Here is a 21,595-nt window from a genome sequence, read left to right as displayed (position 1 = left end):
GTTGGACTGGTTGTTCTGGTGATGACTGGAGCAAGCTGGTTGGCGCTCAACTGGCTTGATCGCGCCTTTCCTCCGCCGCTGGACAGCATTGGTGCGAACTCGGCAGAGATGCAGGATCGCGATGGGCAATTGCTGCGCGCCTTCACCACGCCGGAAGGCCGCTGGCGGCTGAAAACCACAGCAAGCGATGTCGATCCACTGTTGATCCGCATGGTGATTGCCTATGAGGATCATCGTTTCTATCAGCATTCGGGCCTCGATCCCTGGGCGATTGGGCGGGCGGCCTATCAATTGATCCGCCATGGCCGGATCGTGTCGGGTGCTTCGACCCTTTCCATGCAGGTGGCACGGCTGATCGAGCCGCGAAAAGCCCGCTCTTTTTCGCAGAAATTGCTGCAAATGGCGCGGGCTGTGCAAATTGAACGCCGCTTGAGCAAGGCAGAAATTCTTGATCTTTACCTCACCCACGCGCCTTATGGCGGCAATCTGGAAGGGGTGCGGGCGGCAAGCCTTGCCTATTTCAACAAAGAGCCAAAACATCTGACACCCGCCGAGGCCGCTCTTTTGGTGGCCTTGCCCCAATTGCCGGAGCGCCGCAGGCCTGACCGCTATGCCGACAACGCCCTTCACGCCCGTGAACGCGTCTTGGCGCGCATGGAAACGGCAGGCATTGTCTCCATCGTTGATCGGACACAGGCAAGCGCCGCACACCTGCCGAGACGCCGTCTGGAACTGCCCTTGCTGGCCGCCAATCTGGCGGAAGAAAAGCGGCGGAAGCGGCCAGAGAGCTATCTCTATCCCACCACTTTGCGCAAAAGCGTTCAAGTCGCCATGGAAACCGTGGCGCAAGAGGCGGCCCAGCGGCTTCCGCCGAAAGTGTCGGTGGCTATCATGGTGGCCGATAGCCAGACCGGCGAGATTCTGGCCCATGTCGGTTCAGCCAATTATCTCGATGCCAGCCGCTCCGGCTGGATTGATATGACAAATTCTGAACGCTCCCCCGGTTCCACTCTCAAGCCGCTGATCTATGGCTTGGCGTTTGAGCAGGGAATGATTGCCCAAGAAACCATGATCGAAGATCGGCCTGCTGATTTCTACGGCTACCGACCCAAAAACTTTGACATGACCTATCAAGGCGATGTCACGGTGCGGCAGGCGTTGCAACTGTCGCTCAATGTCCCCGCTGTGCGTCTGCTCAATGCGGTTGGTCCATCGCAGATGCTGTCGCGGATGCGCAAAGCCAATATTAAAATCCAGTTGCCGTCGCAGGAAACGCCGGGGCTGGCGCTGGCGCTTGGCGGGGCTGGCACGACGCTGAAAGACCTGATGGCACTCTACACCGCACTGGCGCGCAACGGCAGCAGCATACGCCTGAGAAACTGCACGCCCTCGCGTGTCAATACGCCTGAACCAGAGCCATTGCTTGATAAGGCTGCCGCATCCAGCATCACCGATATTCTCGCAGGCGTCGCACCACCACTTGGCAGCCCCAGAGAGCGTATCGCCTATAAAACCGGCACCAGTTATGGTTATCGTGATGGCTGGTCGATTGGCTATGACGGCCGCACCGTGATTGGCGTGTGGGTCGGAAGGCCCGATAACAGCGCCATTCCCGGCCTCAGCGGCTATGGCACCGCCGCGCCCATTTTGTTTCAGGCCTTCGCAAGGTCCGGCATTGCACACGCCGCATTGCCCGCCGCACTTTCCGGCACCCAACGCCCCAGACAGTCCGATTTGCCTGCCGGGCTGAAACGGTTTTCAAGAGAAAACAACGGATTGGTCAGCCTGCGGGCTGGCGAAAAAGCCCCGGTGATTGTCTATCCGCCCGAAGGCTCCCATGTGGAGCTGGGCAAAGATCAGGACGGACAGGCCTTGCCATTGGCGCTAAAATTGCAGGCAGGCCGTGCGCCCTTCCGCTGGCTTGCCAATGGCCAGCCCCTGCCGGATCTTGTGCGCACCCGCAACACCAATTGGATGCCAAAGGGCAGCGGCTATTCGACCTTGACAGTGATTGATGCTTTGGGCCGAACCGCAAGCGTAGGCGTTTTCGTGCGCTAGAGTCTGTCAGGTTCAAATTGAACCAGAGTACACGACGCACACGTTTTACCGTATAGCTCACCCCCCTCTGCCCTGCCGGGCATCTCCCCCACAAGGAGGGAGATCGACAAAAGCAGCCCTATTGCTCAACAGCATACGTCCTATGTGTCGGAGATCACAGGTTCATTGTTAAAAACGAGCGGGAGCGCCTATCCGATCTCCCTCCTTGTGGGGGAGATGGCTGGCAAGCCAGAGGGGGGTAAACGGCACATAAAGGCCTTTGCGTCGTGTACTATGAGATTGAACCTGACAGACTCTAGATTCCCTTGTTTTCGTTTGTCTATTCGGGAAAACCGGATTCCACTTTTCCCTGACAAACTCTAATACCAAAAGTCATTGAAAATGACTTTTGGTATTCCTTTTGCAAACATCTCAAGCGTCTGATGCATTTGAGATATTTGCAATGTCTTCAAGGCGAGGATGCTCTCGCATGTTCGAGCCTTTGTATAAAGCGTATCGGGTTCTATTGTCCTCAGTAAAACGAGAACGTCCATGCGAAAAAAGAAAGAGCGAAAGCCGCTCGCAGTAAATACCATTCATGACCACGGGATTTAGGGTCTCTCAGGTTCAGATAGAACCAGCCGAACCTGCTGCATAATTCTTTAAATCAGAATCGGTTTAAGGTGAAAATTATGCAGCAGATTAAATGCGTTACTTTGAGCCTTTGTGCGCCATATATCGGCCATATAGAGTGAGAGGCGCTGTAAAATTTACAGTGCTTCATGGCCAGGCAAGCGTAAGCAAAAACTTGCCATCCTGTGAGATGCCCTGAACCGCAAGGGATTTAAACCTATCTTAATATAAATACCCTAAATTTTAGTGTGGCAATGATGTAAGCCAAGCAGCAGCGCCGGGCACAATGATTGTTCCGCGGACTGATGGCTGCATAAGGTCTCGAAACCATGTGGGTTCAAGACATCATGCAGCGAAATGGGAGCGTTACCGTATTTAGCCTGTTTTACCAAATGGGTGCCGCGGTAGATTACTGCATAATTCCTTAAATCGGAATCGATTTGAGGAATTATGCAGTAGATTTAAAGTGTTACAGCGAACCTTTATGCGCCATAAATGGCGCACGGCGCTGTAATCAGGATACCTGTTGAAGACCACTCAAGCCTTTCGATTATTGCGATAAAGCGGTTTGCTCAGGCATTGATTGAAGGGTGAGGTAGCAACGTGGTGGTTTTCAAAACGTGTCGTGATCAGGCAATGATCCGGCATAATGGTATTTCGGCTTTGGTGCCGTGGCTTTTGGAGGGGCCTAGAAGCGATGTTTGTTGATCGATTGTTGTCACGTTTCCGTATCCAGACCAAAGTCCTGATCTTTATTCTGCCTTTTGTTCTCAGCATCAGCGCCGTCGGCTTTACGGGCCTTTACGCATCCGGCCTGCTTCAAGGCCGTATGGAGATTTCCAACAGCGTGCTGCAATCGCTGAGCGGCTTTCGCGATGTCTCGGCCTCCATGGATAAATTTCTGGGCAAAGCCTCCGTGCAAACCCGTGATGCTGTTTCAGGCAATTTGTCAAAAACCCAGGAGATGCTGAAAACAACTCAGCAACAATTGGCAGATGACGCCGAAGGACGCGATCAACTGCAACAGGCCATCACCATGGTCGATGGCGTCTCGGCGCAGATTGGCACGCTTTGGTCTTTGCACCAGAAGGAAGAGGGCCTGACGGAGGAGATGAAAAAGGGCATCAGTGAAATCGTACAGGCACAAACCACCCTGAGCGACCACATGCGCGACATCTCCAGCTCGATTCAGCGCGATGACAGGGCCGCAAAGCAGCTTTTGCGCGATGCCGACACCATTGAACAAACAAGCACATTTTTGGGCGATATCAACCGCAGTTTCGGCAAACTTGCGACCCCGGAAGAAAAATTTGCTCTGATTGCCAAAAATCTCAAAGAGATGAACCTTCGTCGCAATCTTCTGGAAATGGCCTTGCCGGAAAAAAACAAGTCGGCAGCAAAAACCATCGGCACTATTTTGGTCCAGTTGGATGAGATGGTGAAAGCAACCGACAAATCACCGGAAGCCGCCGATGCCATGGCAACCAAGCTGCGCAATTTCGTGCAATTGTCCGCCTATCTCGGTCTTGCCGCCCAGCAGAAAATGAAGGACGCCACAAAGCGGTTTGGTGAGTTGGATCAGCCCCTGTCTCTGGCGCAATCCGTGCAGGAAGATGGACGTCATCTGGTCAATTCCATCTATTCCACCCAAATCATGGCCGCGAGCTTCATGCTCGCTCCGACCGAAGAAAACCTCAGGCACCTCCAGGACGAGTTTATTGGCGTCCGCAGCAATATCTCCACGCTGGCAGGAAGCGCAGGCTCCCTCGACTTTTTTGAAGCCCTACAGACACAGGTGAGCAACGCCATCGACCTGATGGAAAACGCAAGCCCTGATCTGGTCAAAATCCGCAGCGAGCGTCAGAAGAGTTTTGGCAAGGCCAATGATGACCTCGATAAAATCTGGGAGCAATTGACCGCCTTTGCGCAGGTGCAGAAAAACAACGCCAACGCAGAGCGCCGCGATGTCAATTCCATCTCCATTGGCGCGATGACGCTGGGAATTATCATCTCGATTTTTGCGGGCATCGGGCTTGTGATAACCTTCAAAGGCCCGATCGGGCAGATTACCGCCGCCATGCGCCGCCTTGCCGATGGTATGCTGGAAACCAAGATCAGCGGAGAAACCCGCGTTGACGAAATTGGTGAAATGGCCCGCGCCCTTGGCGTGTTCAAGCAAAATGCGCTGTCAAAAATTGAAATCGAACATCGCAGCGAAGCAGAACGCGGTCAGGCGGAAGAGCAGCGCAAATTGCGCGATCTCGAAAAGCAGGAGACGGATAGGCAGATTGAGTTTGCTGTCAATGCGCTGGCCTCTGGACTTGGACGCCTTGCGCAAGGAGACATTTCTTCGACCATTGATACGCCTTTCACCGGTCGCCTTGAGCAACTGCGGACCGACTTCAACACCTCTCTGGAGCATCTGCAAAACACCATGCGCCAGATCCGCTCCAACACCTATTCCATTCAGCGCAATGCCGGTGAAATGAGTGCTGCCGCGGATGAACTGGCCAAACGAACCGAACAGCAGGCCGCATCGCTGGAGCAGACCGCAGCCGCCGTGGAAGAAATCACCACAACAGTAAAGCTTTCGGCAGAACAGGCCCACGAAGCCAATACCATTGTGGCTGAAACCAAGAGTGCCGCCGACACCTCCTCCAATGTTGTCGCCAGCGCTATCGACGCAATGGGGCGGATCGAAACCGCTTCTGGTCAGATTGTGCAGATTATCGATGTCATCGATGAAATTGCCTTTCAGACCAATCTTCTGGCCTTGAACGCGGGCATTGAAGCCGCACGCGCTGGCGAGGCTGGTCGCGGCTTTGCCGTGGTGGCACAGGAAGTGCGCGAACTGGCCCAGCGCTCTGCTGGTGCCGCCCAGCAGATCAAGGGATTGATCACGGCCTCAAGCACGGAAGTCGCATCAGGCGCCGAACTGGTGCAGCGTACAGGCGTGGTGCTGTCGGAAATCTCCACCAAAATCGTCACTGTTTCTGAAAGGGTCGAAGCCATTGCCGTGGCGAGTCGCGACCAATCCACCGCTCTTGGCGAGGTCAACTCCGCCGTCAATGGCATGGACCAGATGACCCAGCGCAATGCCGCCATGGTGGAAGAAACCAATGCCGCGACCCGGCAATTGGCGGACGAGGCCGATTCACTGATGGCCTTGATCAACCAGTTCAAACTGGGGAGCGAGCAAACCCACCGTGCAACGACCGCCCACGCGGCGTGAACGACGACAGCATCACAGCGAAATACGGAACCGGCGCAAAATTGCGCCGGTTTTTTATTTTCATCAATAAAGCATGTCGCGTTTTATTGTCCTCGATAAAACAATAATCTACATGCGAAAAAAGAAAGAGCGAAAGCCTGTCGCTTTTCTCCACCAATCGCTTGACTTGATGGCCCAACCCTTTGTTAAACGTCAGCCACAACAGCGACATGCGCCATATATGGCGCAGGAAGGACGCTGTAACATTTTTAATGTGCTGCATAATTCCTTGAATCGATTCCGATTTAAGGAATTATGCAGCAGGCAATCAGGTCACACTGCACTATGCAGCCGTCGGCAGTCTGTCATTCCGGGCTTTACGCCCCAGCAATATGGTTTTGATCGTGCGCTATTTTATCACTGGCACCGCAGGTTTCATTGGCTTTCATCTGGCCCGTCGTCTTCTGCAAGACGGGCATACCGTGACCGGCTATGATGGCATGACGGCCTATTATAACCTGCGTCTGAAAGAAGCCCGCAATGCCGGACTTGCGCAATTTCCCAATTTCACCGGCGTCACCGCCATGCTGGAAGATCGGGCAGCCTTGGAAAAAGCCGTCGATGCGGCCAAGCCCGATGTCATCATTCATCTGGCGGCGCAAGCAGGCGTGCGCTACAGCCTTGAAAATCCCAAAGCCTATCTGGATTCCAACCTGATTGGCTCGTGGAACATTGTTGAAATTGCCCGGCAATTGCAAATCGGCCATTTGATGCTGGCCTCGACCTCGTCGATCTATGGTGCCAACCCACAAGTGCCGTTTCGCGAAATGGACCGCGCCGACGAGCCGATGACCTTTTATGCGGCCAGCAAAAAGGGCATGGAGTTGATGGCCCATAGCTATGCCCATCTCTATAAAGTGCCGACCACCGCTTTTCGCTTTTTCACCGTTTACGGTCCATGGGGCCGCCCGGATATGGCCCTGTTCAAGTTCATGAAAGCCATGCTGGCCGATGAAGCCATTGAGATTTACGGTGAAGGCAAGATGAGCCGAGATTTCACCTATATTGATGATCTGATCGACAGCATTATCCGCCTCTCTGCTATTGCGCCATCAGAAGACAATCGCGTGCGCGCACCGGAAGGCCTGGATACCCTCTCGCATAACGCGCCGTTTCGCGTCATCAACATTGGCGGGGGCCAGCCCGTGGCGCTGATGGATTTCATTGAAACGCTGGAAGCCATCATGGGTCAGACCGCCAAGCGCGTGATGCTGCCCATGCAGCAGGGCGATGTGCCCCGCACCTTTGCCAGCCCCGATCTTTTGGTGGCGCTCACTGGCCAAAAGCCGATGATCACCCTTGAGCAAGGGGTAAGAGCCACGGTCGAATGGTATCGTGAGCATCATGCTCAGCTGGGTCTTTGATCCAGCAGCTCGGTGATCAGCCGTGCCGTCTCACTGGCACCATTGAGGGACACGGTGAGGTTTTCGGGAAATTGCAAGGCTTTGGCAGCGGTGATCGCCTCTGCCATAGCGGCACCCTTGATGCCGTCTTCCAAAATCACCTTGGCCAGTCCAAGCGCTTCAAGCTTTTGGGCGCGCACCGTTTGCTCGGTTTCGCCACCGGCAGCAAAGGGCACCAGAAGCGCTGGGCATTTTGCCCGCAACAGATCACAAACGGTGTTGTAACCGGCTTGCGAAATGGAGAGTTTTGCCCCCGGCAAAAGGGCCGGAAAATCGGGCCGAAAACGATAGAGTGTTACCGCATCCGGGGCCATTGCTGAAAAGCGATCATAATCCGCCTGCGGCAGATTTGGCCCGGTGATCAGGCACCAGCGGTCGTCTTCACCCAAAATCGCTTGCGCTTCCAGTGCAGCGTCAATCAGCGCCGCCCCCACGGCACCGCCACCCGCAGAGACAACAATATCAAACTGATCATCGGTGGGTGCTGGCTTTGGTGCCGCCACCAGACCAGTGTAGTAAATCCTGTCCCGGATGCTTGCGGCCAAAGGAAACGTCTCTTCCAGCTTCACAAAATTGGGATCACCATGCACCAGCACACCATCAAAATGAGAGAGCACCAGATCGGCGGTTTCCTGATCACGTCCGGGTTTTCGGTTTTCTTGCAAAATATCGCGCACCGAGCTCAACAGCAGAGGCTTGGGCGTTGTCGCTTTGATCGTGTCCAGCAAAGGCAAAAGTTCAAACCGCACCTGTCTTCGACCAAAGGGAAAGGCTTCGATGATCACCACATCGGGCTGAACGGTGTGAAAGGTTTCCAGCAAAACTGCGGTGCGTTTTTGCTCAAAGGCAGCGTCAACCGGCACACCCTCACTGTCTACGAGGCCGGAAAAGCCGGTGGCCGCCAACACCGTTGGCAATTGCACATGGTTCACCCCTGCCCCCGGAAAGCCTTTGACCGGTGTGCCGCCCGTCACCAGCGTGACCGCAAAGCCTGCTTCAACCACCGCATCGGCAATGCGGCTGGCGCGTGCCAGATGGCCAATGCCCAACAAATGCTGGACGTAAAATAAAACGCGGCGTTTGGAATTGCTCATCGGCTCTGCCTTGCGCTCATATTGAACAAGGTGGTGAGATCGCGAATACTGTTTTGATAGTCAAAATCCCGGCGCACCTTCTCTTCGGCGGCGCGGCCCAAACCTATGCGCAAGGCGGGATCGGAGATGGCCCGCTGCAAGGCATTGGCCAAAACCGTTGGGTCATCAGGGGCGACCAAAAGACCATTCTCACCATCCACAAACAGCTCCGATATGCCCGACACCGTGGTGGAAACCGCCATCAAGCCCTGACTTGCCGCCTCCACCAGCACATTGGGCAGGCCATCGCGGTCGCCATCGGCGGTGATGCGGCAGGCGAGCGCAAACACATCACTGTCGCGGTAATGGGCCAGCACATCGCGCTGATCCATTGCCCCTTTCCATGTAATGCGATCGGCAATGCCAAGCTGGCTGGCCAGCGCCTTCAAGGGAGCAAGCTCATCACCGCCGCCAATATGGGTAAAGGTCCATGCCATGTCATCTGGCAAGCTGGCCAAAGCGCGCAAAAGCACGTCATAACCCTTCTTTTTCACGGCTCGCCCCACCGAGAGCAGCCGCACGGGATTTTGCGGGTCCGATCCGTCGCGCATTGAGCGCGGGCCATCGAAATGCGGAAAGCGCTGAAGGTCCAGCCCGTGATAGCTCAAATGCACAACCTTGCGGTCGCCTGCCCGGCGGTCTTTTGCCAAGGCGCTGAGCTGATCATAACCGGCACGAGTGCAGGTCACGGCCCAATCCACATGGGCGAGCTTATCGGCAAGATCCCAATCTTTTGACGTCCAGATATCCTTGGCATGAGCCGAAACGCTCCACCGCAAACCGCCGAGCAGGCTGGCATAGAAAGCAACAGAGGCCGGTGTGTGGATGAAATGGGCGTGCAACCATTCGGCCTTGCCCGGCCATTCGGCCACCAGCACCATAGCCTGCCCCAGACGCCGAAAGCGATTGCGCGAAAAATCCCGCGGCAGATCCTTGCAGAATTGTTTGAGCATTGTGCCAAAGCCCGGCAGGCGGCAGGTCTTGACCAAGGCTTTCAGAACACGCAACGGCTCTTCATGCAGATATTCCGGCAGATAATGCACGGGCGCGCGAATTTCATCATGCACCGGATGACGCTTTTTATCGGTCGGGCGGCGCATGGCCACCAGCTCCAGCTCAAAGCCCGCTTTTTCCAAACCCAGCAGTTCTTGCGCAATAAATGTTTCGGACAGGCGCGGATAGCCCTTGAGCAAAACGGTGATTTTCCGGGGAGACTGCACGTTCACTTATCCTTGCACCACCGAGAGGTGGCTTTTTGCGCCATTTTCGATGCTTTCCGCCACCAGACGCGAAATCGTCGGCAAGCCTTCAAGGTGCATGCCCGGCGCGTTGACCGATGGCGGATCGCGCTTGATCACATCCTTGATGGCCTGTGCAAAGGCCAGGCTGTTGCTGGAATCATCAGCAGAGACCATGCTGACCAGCCCAAGCTCAGCGGCCCGCGTTGCCCGGATCAGCTGCTCTTGCCGTGGCTCGGTGCGCGGCACAATCAAGGCTGGTTTATCAAAGGAGAGAATTTCGCAATAGGTATTATAGCCGCCCATGGCCACAATGGCCTTGGCCCCCGAGATAAGATCTTCCATTCGATTGTCAAAATCGATGATCTTGAGTTTCGGCAGGCTTGCAGCCGCCTCCATGAATTTCTGCCGCATCTCGCCCGGCATATAGGGGCCAAGCACCACGAGCGCATTGTGATCCAGTGTCGGATCGGCCTGATAGGCCGCAATCACATCGCGCACAAGATCGGCACCATCACCGCCACCGCCGGTGGTAACCAGCAGGTAATCCCCCTCCGGTGCATGCTCGGAACGGGAGCCCGTCAACGCATTGCGCTGCAAAAAGCCGACAAATTGCATCTTGTCGCGCAGGGCCTGCGGCACATCAATGCCGGTCAGCGGGTCATAAAAATCTGGTGGACCATAGACCCAGACATCATCATAGAGCCTGGCAATCTTGGTCAGCACATCATTGCGCTTCCATTCCGCCTCGAGAAGATGCGGCGCATCCATGACGTCGCGCAGGCCGAGTACCAGCCGCGTGCCCTTGGTTTTCAGGTAAACCAGCGTGTCTTCCACCTCACCGCGCAGGCCAAGCGGCTCCTTGTCGATGATAAACATATCCGGCTCGAAACTCTCAGCCGTGTGACGAATGATGGATTGACGCATTTTCAGCGTTTCATGCAGATCGATGTGGCGATCCATCGATGTATATTCGCCATTGTGAAGCTTGATCACGCTGGGAATCTTGACAAAATCAACCCGAGCACGATAATCAAATGCACCCGCAATGGTTGCGCCCGAAATAATCAGAACCTGCACACCGCGATAGTCTTCGACCAGCGAATGGGCAATGGTGCGACAGCGTCGCAAATGGCCAAGACCAAATGTGTCGTGGCTGTACATCAAGATGCGCGCGTTGCTAAGGCGTTTCAACATGTAAACAATATCTCCTGAGCACCGGAGTTTAGAGCACCCGACAATGCGACATATCCTTATGACTGTATCGGGCTTTTGACAAAAGCGCAGACAAAGCGATGTGATACAGCCGATTTAACGTTGTATGGCAAACCGTGTTCCATACCCTATACGACCAGATTGCGATTTTGGTCATTTGTATGGATCTGCGGCATCTCTTAAACCATCCCCCAGAAAATTAAAGGCGAGGATAATCACAATCACTGGAACCACCGGAAACAACAGCCATGGATAAAGGGCGATCACATTGACAGAGCGTGCCTCTGTCAACAACACGCCCCAGCTGGTGATGGGCGGGCGCAGGCCCAAGCCTAGGAAGCTTAAGGTGGTTTCACCCAAAATCATGCCGGGAATGGTCAAAGTGGCGCTGGCAATCAGATGGGACATAAATCCGGGAATAAGATGGCGACCAATGATGCGCGAGCTGCCAGCCCCCATCATCTGGGCGGCCAGCACGTAATCTTCCTCGCGCAAGGCCAACAGTTTGGAGCGCACAGCCCGCGCCAATCCTGTCCAATCCAGCAGGCCGAGAATGAAGGTGATGCCCAGATAGACCACCAGCGGTGACCAATCCGCCGGCATAATCGCAGCCAGAGCCAGCCAAAGCGGGATGCTGGGAATGGAATGCAGCACTTCAATAATGCGCTGGACGATCAGATCAAACCAGCCGCCCCAATAGCCTGCAAGACCACCAATGACAATGCCGAGCACAAAGCTGGTCATCACCCCCAGAAGGCCGATGGTCAGCGAAATGCGCGCGCCATAAAGGATGCGCGACAGCACATCACGACCCAAGCGATCTGTGCCCAGAATAAACAGGCTGCCGCCCTCTGCCGGGCAGACCAGATGAACATTCGCATCAACCATGCCCCAGAAGCGATAGCTGTCGCCAGCGCAGAAAAACCGCAGTTTTTCGACCCGATTTTTGTCATCGGTATACACGCGGCGCAACGTGTCCATATCCAGCGTCATGGTGCGCCCATACACAAAGGGGCCAACAAAGGAGCCATCATGAAACAGATGCACCGATTGCGGTGGCGCATAAATGCGATCTACATCGCGGGTATGGACATTATAGGGAGCCAGAAACTCGACAATGACAATCATGGCATAGGCAAACAGCAACAAAATGCCGGCAAAAAGTGCTGGCTTATGTCGCTTGAACCGCCACCAGGTCAATTTCAGCTGCGAGGCATGATTGAAGACCGAGCCTTCCGCCGCTCCGCCAAGCTCCGCCGCATAAGGGTCAAACGGAGCCGTGGAAACATAATGGTTCGCGGTGGGTGAAGATGTCATACCGCTCTCGCTCATTTCGTTCTCCCGCCCTGAAGCCGGATGCGCGGGTCCAGAAAGGCAAGCGCAATATCAGAGACCAACACGCCGATCACGGTCAGCACCGCCAGAAACATCAAAAACGAGCCCGCCAGATACATGTCCTGATTTTGCAAGGCGCGGATCAGCATCGGTCCGGTGGTTTCCAATGACAGCACAACGGCGGTAATTTCGGCACCGGAGATGATGGTGGGCAGCACCGAGCCAATGTCGGAGATGAAGAAGTTCAAAGACAGCCGCAGCGGATATTTGATCAAAACCTTGAAGGGATGCAGACCTTTGGCGCGCGCGGTCATCACATATTGCTTGTTCAGCTCGTCCAGCAGATTGGCGCGCACGCGGCGCACCATGCCCGCCGTGCCCGCCGTGCCAATGATCACCACCGGAATCCACAGATGTTCCAGAATGGATTTGGCCTTGGCCCAGCTCATCGGCTGGCCGAGATACTGCTGATCCATCAAATGGCCGATAGAGGTGCCAAACCAGATATTGGCAAAATACATCAGAATGAGCGCCAGAATGAAATTGGGCACGGCAATGCCAATCAGGCCCATAAATGTCAGGCCGTAATCGCCCCAGCTATATTGATGGGTGGCCGAGTAAATGCCAATCGGAAAGGCAATCAGCCAGGTCATGATAATGGTGACCATGGACACCAGAATGGTCAACCAAAGCCGATCCCCCACCACTTCCGACACCGGCAGGCGATATTCAAACGAATAGCCAAAATCACCCTGAACGAAGCCGGTGATCCAATGAAAATAGCGCACTGGCTCGGATTCGTTAAAGCCATAGCGGGCGCGCAATTCATCAATCTGCTGCATATCGGCTTTTTCGCCAATCGCGCGCATTTCCTCGATATAGCTTTCAAAATAGTCGCCAGGGGGCAGCTCGATAATGGTGAACACCAAAACCGAAATCATGAACAGCGTCGGGATCATCACGGCAATGCGCCAGAGAATATAGCGTATCATCTACACCTCCTCATCATACCAGAAGGTATCTGGCATATAGACACCGAGATAGGATGTGGGATCAAAGCCATAGAGCCCCTTATCTGGAAGATTGCGCAGCTTTTTTGCCCGCACCACCGGCTGCAAACCACCATTGACAATGCCGATGGTGAAAACCTGACTGGTATAGAGGCTCAACATCTGATGCCAGATGGCGGTGCGCTCTTCCAATGTGTCAGAGCGGCGCCATTCATAAAACAGATCCAGCAGCGCCTTGGCTTCTTTCAGATTGGCAGGACGGCCATCGCCGCCGCCGGACAAGGTGTGCAGGCCCCACAGCGGCCATTGCAACTGCTCGTCACTGGTCGGGGCCAGCTCACGCGGCGACATGTCTGCCGTCGGAATGCCATTGTCCAAGCCCATCCACACCGACATCACCGTTTCCCCACCCGTGATGCGGCGGCGAAACAGCTCACGGTGGGCCACATGCACAAACACCCGAATGCCAATCTTGTACCATTGATCGGTGACCAGCTCGAGCACATCGGAATCAAAGCCGCTGTCGCCGGTTGTCTCGATAATCAATGTCGCCGGTCGTCCGTCCGGCAGGGTTCGCACTCCATGCTTGCCCTCGCGCACAATGCCCGCCTCCTGCAACAGCGCATTGGCGGTATCGACATCATAATTTGCGTAAGCATCGCGATATTCAGGTTTAAAAAGAGGGCTTTCTGGCAAAATCGTATTGGCGCTTGGCTGGGCCAGGCCAAAAAACACCGCCTTATTGACCTCATCGCGGTTGATGGCCAGCGACATGGCGCGCCGCACCCGCACATCGCGCAACAGCGCATTCCACACCGGGTCTTTGCAGTTGAGATTGGGCATCAAGGCAATGCGCGAGCCTTGGGTGCGCTTCCAAAGATCAACCTTGATGGGAAAGCGCTTCTCGGCACTTTTCAAAAAGGTGTAATCGGTAAAATCCAGATTGGTAAATTGCAGATCGCTCTCGCCTGTGCCGGTTTTGGCCGCCACCAGATCACCAGAGCCAACCCCCAGCACCATGCGGTCCAGATAGGGCAGCTGCAAACCGTTTTCGTCTACCCGGTGGTAATAGGGATTGCGCACAAAGACAAATTGACCCGCTGGCGGCTTGGTGGTGTTCATCCACGCATCGAGGGTCGGCAGGTCAGGATTTTCAGGCCGCACCGTGCGTGACATTTTCTGGTGCAGCGCCACCCAGTCCTGCAAGCCTTTCTTCTCGACCATCTTCGCCAGTTTTTCCGGCTTTTGATATTTGCGATGGAATTGCTTGAGATAGGCTGATGGCATCATCAGGCGCGTTGCAACCGGCGACGCCAGCTCGGCCAGAAAATCAGGATTGGGGTCATCCCACGTATAGCGGACCGTAACCTCGTCAAGAACCTCGAACACCGGCTCTTTGTCATTGATGCGAAACACCGTGGGAATGCCACCGACATAGAGTTCCTTGTCGTGGAACATATCCTCCCAAGTATAGCGGAAATCCTCAGCGGTGAAGGGGCTGCCATCCGACCAGCGATGCCCTTTTCGCAAATGGAAGGTGAAGATGCGCTCTTCAACAACCTCAAACCGCTCCAGAATATCGGGCTGAAAGTTGAAGTGCAGATCATAGCCGATCAGGCGGCTATAGCTGATGATGGGGATGTAGCGAATGTCACGCTGGCCGCCGATCAGCATGCGCACATCGCCACCATAACGGCCAATCGACAACTCCGGACCGCTCAGCGGAATAACCCGCGGCACCTTGGGCAAGCGCTCCTGCATGGGGGGCAGCTTGCCAGCCGCCACCGCTTCTTTCAAACTGTCCGGCTCGCGCGCCACATCTTGCGCAGCAAAGCTGAAGGCAGGCCGCGCCAGCAGAGTGGCCGAGAGCAGAGCCAGGGTTTGACGCCGAGTAATCACGCGCGTAACTCCCTTGCATCCACATTGCGCCGAGCCAGCACCAGATGGCCATTCCCCAAATCCACATGGGTTAGACTGTGCGGATCCCCGCCATCATGAAACTGTTTGGCCCAGAGCTTCTTGGCCGCTTTTGAGGGCTGACCAATCAGATCAAAATCCAGCGGGTGATCGAGATTGGGCATGGGGACGGCAGCCAATAGTTTTTTGGTATAGGGATGCACCGGATTGCGCATGATGGTCTCACACGGAGCAATCTCAACAATGCGGCCCGCATACATCACGGCCACCCGATCGGCCATATAATTGATCACCGCCAGATTGTGGGAGATGAACAGATAGGTCAGGCCCAGTTCTGCTTTCAAATCCTTCATCAGATTGAGAATTTGCGCCTGCACCGACACATCCAGCGCCGACACCGGCTCATCACAGATCACCAGATCAGGCCCCAGCGCGAGTGCGCGTGCAATACCGATACGCTGGCGCTGCCCACCGGAAAAGCTGTGTGGATAACGACCCAGCGCCGATTCAGGCAGGCCGATCGAGTGAATAAGCCGCCGCACCACATCCAGACGCGACGCACGATTGCCACGGCCGTGAATTTCCAAGGGCTCTCCGACAATGCCGCGCACCGTCATGCGCGGAGACAGTGACGACACCGGGTCTTGAAACACCATCTGGATCTTGGTGCGAAGCGCCTGCAAGGCGGCGCCTTGGGCGTTCAACACGTCGATAGAGCCGTTGCCATCATCAAAATGCACCGAGCCCTGATCAGCGCTCACGCCCCGCATCAAGATTTTGCTGAGTGTGGTTTTGCCGCAGCCGCTTTCTCCCACCAGCCCCAACGTTTCGCCGCGCATGATATCGAAAGAGACATCATTGACGGCAATGGTTGCCGCCGAAGCCTTGGAGAAAAACCCGTTCGAATTCTTGGTCTGAAAGGACTTGCTGACATTGCGCACCGACAATAGCACATCGGAACTGCTGTGGTGGGTGCTACGCCGCTCAATCAGACCGGCTGTGTCAACCTTGATCTCGCGCAAGGGCTTTAGGCGCTCGCCGCGATCCATGTCAAAATGCGGCACGGCGGCCATCAGGCCCTTGGTATAGGGATGTTGCGGATTTTGAAAAATCGCCTCAACCGGGCCGGATTCCATCACCTCACCGCGGTAGATCACCACCACGTCATCGGCCAGACTAGCCACCACGCCAAGATCATGGGTGATGAGCAAAATCGCCATGCCCAGCTTTTCCTGAAGCTCCATCAAAAGCTTGAGAATCTGGGCCTGAATGGTCACATCCAGCGCCGTGGTTGGCTCATCGGCAATCAGCAGGGCAGGCTTGCAAATCAGCGCCATGGCAATCATGGCGCGCTGACGCATACCGCCGGACAGCTCAAAGGGATACATGTCAAACACGCGGGACGGGTTATCAAATCCGACCAATCCGAGCATTTCTTCCACGCGCGCCCGTCTTTCCTTGGGCGATAAAACCGCATGGACGGTGAGGACCTCTTCGATCTGATTGCCGATCGTATGCACCGGCGAAAAAGAGGTCATCGGCTCTTGAAAAATCATGCCGACACGGCTGCCGCGAATATGACGGATTTGCCGTCCGTCATGCGGCAATGCCAAAAGATCCACGGTCTTGGCAATCTCGGGATCGTGAAAGAAAACATGGCCACTGACTTTCGCCAGCGGGCTTTCTATGCCCATGATCGAGCGACCCAACACAGACTTGCCTGAACCGGATTCCCCCACCAAAGCTGTTACCTTGCCGGGGCGCACACGCATACTGAAGGATTTAACCGCCTCAATATTGCCGCCGGGCATTGGAAACGACACATTTATTTTATCCACATAAAGCAGATCCGCGCATTCTGCCATGCGTCTATCTTCCCACCCCACCGTATAAATTCGGGCCACCGTAACCTAGCATATCAGTGAAGTCTATGACGGAAACGCTGCATTTTGTACAGGACATACAATGCCCGCCATAGCCCTCGGATCAGCGACGCGATGCAGCGCGTTTTTGGGATGACAATTGCTCAACAAGAGCCATCCACTGGTGCGCACGCCGGTCCCACAGATAGTTTTCACGCACAAATTCCATCCGTGCCTTTCGCTTCAAGCCCGCCTCAACGGGGTTCTCGCGGGCTTGGGTAAGGGAATGAACGACCATCTCGATAAACGTGTTGGCCAACATGTTCTGGGTGCCGAACTCATTTTTAAGGTCTTCGGAGTTCAGCATATAGCCAAAACCATGCAAAGTTTCCGGCAACGCCCCCTTGTTGGTGGTGAGCACATCGGCACCCGCCGCCATCGCCTCCATCACAGTAATGCAGGAGGTTTCTTCAAACGAGGTGGGATAGGCCAAGGCCGCAGCCGATTGCAGGGACAGAGCAAGCTCCGGCTGGGACACCGGGCCGACATAATCGACACCATCAAGACCACGCGCCAGCTCATAAAGATAGCGAAAACCGTCTGACGCCGCCCCCACGCCGTAAATTCCCATGGAGGAGTGAATTTTCAAGCGCACGTCTGGCACGCGGGCGCGAATGGAAGGAAAACACTGCAACAGCATATCCAGCCCGCGATAGGGGGTGCTGGCATAAAACAGCGTGGGAGCCTGCCCGGCTTCAAACCACGCCGGTGTGGGCGGCAAATCCAGAAAAGCGGGCGAGACCGCATTGCCAATCACATGGGTGCGTTCAGCCTCCAGACCGAAATGACCGACAAACTTCGAGGCCTGCCATTGACTGACCATGACATAGGCATTCCATGCCTGCCGTTCTTTTTCCTCGCGCAAGGCCCCAATGAAGGGTTGATCCGTATCGAGATGACACCAGAGCAAAAGCGGCACCTTATTGCCGAAACTGGCGCGAATGCGGCTGCCAACAGCCGTGGACACCACCACCAGCGCATCGCAGCGATCAATCAGGCCCGGCTTTATTTTATCGTTCGGCACCAGATGAACGCCATCAATAACGGCCTCAACCTGTGGATTGTTGAGCAAGGTGACCTTGGCACCTGCCCGCGCCAGCGCCGCGCTCAGATAGACAACGGCCGATTCCGTTCCCCCCATGGGCTTGTTCAAAGGTGAAGCGGGAGTGTAGCCGTTTCCAGTCGGGTGCATGAAAACAAAATGCATTCAGATCAATTCCCTTCACGTCATCAAAATTCCACAAGGTTAGAAACAGCCTATAAAGGCTTCATACATGAGCGAAGCTGATGCCGACGGATTCATTCCGGAGATCGGCAAAGGTTTTAGGACGTATAAAGTGGATATAACATGCTACAGCGTCCTTTATGTGCCACATGTGGTGCATGCGCTGTAAAGGGAGCTCTTTGAGCCATGGATGGCGAACAGGACTCAGAAATATCAGGACGAAGGTCATGCGTGACACAGGAAAAGACGGCAACCTAAGACAAGCGAGCCGCGCACTGATCGCGCAGAGCATCGCCCTTGCACAGCAAGGCTCCTTTGAGGAAGCCCATGAACGACTTAATCAGCTGGCCTCAGACCACAACATGCTGGATCATGCCGGGCTTGGCCCTCGTACGGCATTGGGTCTGCCGCGCAAACTGCATGCGGCCTATCTGAAGCTTGCCAAGCTTGAAAAAGACCGCAGCAAAATCATCGCCCTGCAATATAGTCTGGTGCCGCCACCGTCGATCCTTCTGCCGTTTTCCCGGTTTGACAGTGGTGAGCGCCGGGCCATGGCAGCCCTTAACCGGCTGCCGGTGCCGCGGGTGCTGCATCAAATCTGGCTGGGCGACCTTGCTTTGCCGCTGGCCACAAGCGCCTGGGCCGACCATTGCGCTCGTCATGGCTTGACCTATCGCCTCTGGCGTGAGGCCGATTTGCGCATCGAAGGGCTGGACCAACATCCGAGTTTTCAAGATATGCTGGCGCGCGGTGATTATCCGGGTGCTGTGGATGTGGCCCGCTATCTGATTTTAGAACGCTTTGGCGGAATCTATCTCGATTGCGATTGGTATCCGGCCCGCGATGATATCAGCTTTGCCGATTGCCTGCCCCTGACCGGCCTGACCGCATTGGCAGAAGACACGCCGCGTCAACTGGGGCTGGGCAGCCTGCTTTTGACCAATTCGCTGCTGGCCAGCCCGCCCGCTCATCCGGTGTTTACCCGCATCATCAAGGCGATGCCCCAGGCCATGGCAGCCCTGCCGGATGCGCCAGCCTGGTGGTCAACCGGCCCCGTCTTGCTGACCGTGGTGTTTCGCGGCACCAGCTTTAACGTGCCCGATGCGCAGTTTGTGGCGGCAAATCTGCCCCGAAAAGCCGAGTTTTCAGCCGTGGAAGCCGCACGCGAAACCGCACAGCAAGAAGATGGCGGCCTGCTGATTGGCTGGAAATCCTGGTAAAATCAGTCCTGATTTTTGCAAAATTCTCGAAATCGATGTCGATTCAAAGAATTATGCCGTGGCAAGAATGGCTCTCGCTGACATCCAGCGGCAGCCGGGGTGATTATGCGTCAGTTGAAACAAGCGCTCCAGAAAACGCCACACCGCAGCATCATGCACAAGATGGTGGGTCAGCAGGCCAAGCGCATTGAGCGGCTCGGCATCGGCCGCCAGCCAATCGGCAATCTCGGCAAACAGGGCATCCGCATCGCGTCCACCGCCAGTACCGCGCCAATCCATCACATCCACATGGGTGTTGAGAAGCCGCATCGGTGCTGGCACTTTCTCGCGGCCAAACACAGAGAGCGCCGAAAAGCCAAGGGCGGACAGCTCTGGCAGCAATCTTGCGTCAATCCGGTTCCATGGCGGCACCAGCATCGGCAGGAAATGCGCTCCATAGAGGTCTCTCAGCTTGTCAAACCCGGCTTTGAGTTCATTTAGGACCATCGCTGCCGGACGCTGCAAACCCAGTTCCTGCTTTTTCTCGGGCGGGGTGGCGTGATTCACATGGCTCCAACCATGCACACTCACACACAGGGCAGGCTCTTGCACCACGCGCTCCACCAGTGCCGCGCCGGTGTTTTGCGGGATCACCGCAAGTGTTAGAGGGATTTGATAGCGGCTGGCCAGGTGCAATAGCGTCTCCAGCGCTGGCGTTGGCTCTATGGCGTCGTCGTCGCGCAGCCAGAATGTTACCTGCTGGCCTTGATTTGCCAGCGCATCGAGCCGCTGCTTCACTCTCTCTTCAGACATGACGTATCTCCAATGCAGTCTGCAACAGGCTGGAGAGGCGCTTTGAGGCTGCCTCCAGTCCATGTTGCATGTTCACACGCGCCCGCGCCGCCTCGGCCATGGTATCCCGCAGAGCGCCATTGTTCAGCAATTGCGCAACAGATTCGGCAAACGCATCAGCATCACCCGGCGGCGTGAGCAGCCCGCTCACGCCTGACGCCACCACCTCAGGCACGCCCGCCACCGCTTCGGCCACCACCGGCAATCCCGCAGCCTGCGCTTCCAGATAGGCCAGACCATAGGCTTCGCCATGACCGGGCCAGACATAGAGCGACGCGGTGGATAAAACGTCCGCCACCCTTTCGGGCGGCTGCTCGCCCAACCATTCAATCCGTTCCGGTGCAAAATGCGAGAACAACGCCTGCACCTCGTCCCGGCACGGCCCGTCCCCAACCACCCGCAAGCGCCATGACGTATCGCCCAGCTTTGCCAACGCCTGTGCCAGCCCCGTATAGCTGCTCATCTTGTCGCCGGGGCGCATCATGGCAACGGTGGCTAGCACGCCCGGCTGTGGCTGCGGCAAACGGGACACAAAGGGTGCCGCATCAATGAAAGGTGCAAGGCGTGCCAGATGCGCATCCGGTGCCACCGCTTGAAGGCCGCGAAAATCACGCTCGGTGAAACACAGGTTCAAGACTGCGGTTTTCACATGCTCCAGCAATTGCGCTTGAAAACCAGCCCATATACCCAGATTGCGCCGATGAGAATAGGATGCCTCGGCGGTCACATAGGCCATGTCAAATTGCTGGCACAGCCGAGGGCCAATCAGATCGGGAACCTTGTAATAGGGATGATAACAAAACCAGATATCGGGTCTGCCCTCATTCTGATACAAGGCCGTCAGTCGCGTTACCTCGGATGTCGCTGAGCCCTGCAAATCTGGCAGGACCACATCTGAAGATGCATGAAAACTGCGCAAGTCCGAGGCAATCTCCACCTCATGCCCGGCAAGACGCAAAGCCCGCAGCAACAACCGTGCCATCAGGCGATCACCGGACGGTACAGGATGGTTCGGCGATTTCAACGGTGCATAAAACGCTATTTTCATGGGCGCAATGTGCCCACTCTGATGGCAGTTGCAAGAGGCGAAGATGATTTTTCAAACCGATCACAGAGCATCAATCCGCCGTCACCACCATGCTGCACCCTTGACATATGGGTTTGGCAACGACAACTGAAGCACATCCGAAAAGTGTCACGGAGTT

14 protein-coding genes are annotated in these 21,595 nt (G+C 55.7%); 4 read left to right on the top strand and 10 right to left on the bottom strand.

Annotation, left to right across the window (positions count from 1 at the left end):
- The first annotated feature begins 21 nt into the window (after positions 1 to 21).
- The 3 genes from pbpC to E6C51_RS14510 all read left to right on the top strand — a co-directional run bounded on the left by pbpC (position 22) and on the right by E6C51_RS14510 (position 7,305).
- Positions 22 to 2,058, top strand: a complete 2,037-nt coding sequence (gene pbpC, locus E6C51_RS14520) for a penicillin-binding protein 1C (protein ID WP_190236578.1) — start codon at positions 22 to 24, stop codon at positions 2,056 to 2,058.
- A gap of 1,309 nt (positions 2,059 to 3,367) precedes the next feature.
- Positions 3,368 to 5,902, top strand: coding sequence for a methyl-accepting chemotaxis protein (locus tag E6C51_RS14515; protein WP_190236487.1), 2,535 nt, complete (start codon positions 3,368 to 3,370; stop codon positions 5,900 to 5,902).
- A 383-nt stretch (positions 5,903 to 6,285) separates the two neighbouring features.
- Positions 6,286 to 7,305: an NAD-dependent epimerase/dehydratase family protein gene (locus E6C51_RS14510; protein WP_190236486.1), complete on the top strand. Its 1,020-nt coding sequence runs from the start codon at positions 6,286 to 6,288 to the stop codon at positions 7,303 to 7,305.
- Here E6C51_RS14510 and E6C51_RS14505 read toward each other — a convergent pair.
- From E6C51_RS14505 to E6C51_RS14470, 8 genes are all read right to left on the bottom strand, one after another.
- On the bottom strand, positions 7,290 to 8,438 hold the full coding sequence (locus E6C51_RS14505) for a glycosyltransferase family protein (protein WP_190236485.1): 1,149 nt from the start codon (positions 8,436 to 8,438) through the stop codon (positions 7,290 to 7,292). The two genes, E6C51_RS14510 and E6C51_RS14505, sit on opposite strands and share 16 nt — an antisense overlap.
- A complete protein-coding gene (locus E6C51_RS14500; protein WP_190236484.1) occupies positions 8,435 to 9,697 on the bottom strand; it encodes a glycosyltransferase family 4 protein in 1,263 nt (420 codons plus the stop codon). The genes E6C51_RS14505 and E6C51_RS14500 overlap by 4 nt, the downstream gene beginning before the upstream one ends.
- A 6-nt stretch (positions 9,698 to 9,703) precedes the next feature.
- Positions 9,704 to 10,912, bottom strand: coding sequence for a glycosyltransferase family protein (locus E6C51_RS14495; RefSeq protein WP_146937140.1), 1,209 nt, complete (start codon positions 10,910 to 10,912; stop codon positions 9,704 to 9,706).
- A 171-nt stretch (positions 10,913 to 11,083) separates the two neighbouring features.
- Positions 11,084 to 12,247, bottom strand: coding sequence for an ABC transporter permease (locus E6C51_RS14490; RefSeq protein ID WP_407920819.1), 1,164 nt, complete (start codon positions 12,245 to 12,247; stop codon positions 11,084 to 11,086).
- Positions 12,248 to 12,258: 11 nt separating this feature from the next.
- A complete protein-coding gene (locus tag E6C51_RS14485; protein ID WP_146937144.1) occupies positions 12,259 to 13,257 on the bottom strand; it encodes an ABC transporter permease in 999 nt (332 codons plus the stop codon).
- Positions 13,258 to 15,174 carry an ABC transporter substrate-binding protein gene (locus E6C51_RS14480; RefSeq protein WP_190236482.1) on the bottom strand — a complete coding sequence of 639 codons (1,917 nt, stop codon included), beginning with the start codon at positions 15,172 to 15,174 and terminating at the stop codon, positions 13,258 to 13,260.
- Positions 15,171 to 17,057 (bottom strand): ABC transporter ATP-binding protein, encoded by a 1,887-nt coding sequence (locus E6C51_RS14475; protein WP_190236481.1) that lies wholly within the window; start codon positions 17,055 to 17,057, stop codon positions 15,171 to 15,173. The genes E6C51_RS14480 and E6C51_RS14475 overlap by 4 nt, the downstream gene beginning before the upstream one ends.
- 121 nt (positions 17,058 to 17,178) lie before the next feature.
- Entirely contained in the window at positions 17,179 to 18,255 is a 1,077-nt protein-coding gene (locus E6C51_RS14470; RefSeq protein ID WP_190236480.1) for a glycosyltransferase family 4 protein, read from the bottom strand.
- 311 nt (positions 18,256 to 18,566) lie between these two features.
- On the opposite strand from E6C51_RS14470, the gene E6C51_RS14465 reads away from it, so the two are divergent.
- The gene (locus E6C51_RS14465) at positions 18,567 to 19,559 is read left to right on the top strand and encodes a glycosyltransferase family 32 protein (protein ID WP_230987333.1); all 993 of its coding nucleotides are present in this window, start codon (positions 18,567 to 18,569) and stop codon (positions 19,557 to 19,559) included.
- A gap of 51 nt (positions 19,560 to 19,610) precedes the next feature.
- Here E6C51_RS14465 and E6C51_RS14460 read toward each other — a convergent pair whose 3' ends face one another.
- Both E6C51_RS14460 and E6C51_RS14455 read right to left on the bottom strand, forming a co-directional pair.
- Positions 19,611 to 20,351, bottom strand: a complete 741-nt coding sequence (locus E6C51_RS14460) for a polysaccharide deacetylase family protein (RefSeq protein ID WP_190236479.1) — start codon at positions 20,349 to 20,351, stop codon at positions 19,611 to 19,613.
- Entirely contained in the window at positions 20,344 to 21,438 is a 1,095-nt protein-coding gene (locus tag E6C51_RS14455) for a glycosyltransferase family 4 protein (RefSeq protein WP_190236478.1), read from the bottom strand. The genes E6C51_RS14460 and E6C51_RS14455 overlap by 8 nt, the downstream gene beginning before the upstream one ends.
- Positions 21,439 to 21,595: the final 157 nt, after the last annotated feature.

It is taken from the genome of Gillisella terrae (assembly GCF_004801395.1).
GTDB lineage: Bacteria > Pseudomonadota > Alphaproteobacteria > Rhizobiales > Rhizobiaceae > Allorhizobium > Allorhizobium terrae.
This window is presented reverse-complemented; position numbering and strand designations above follow the sequence as displayed.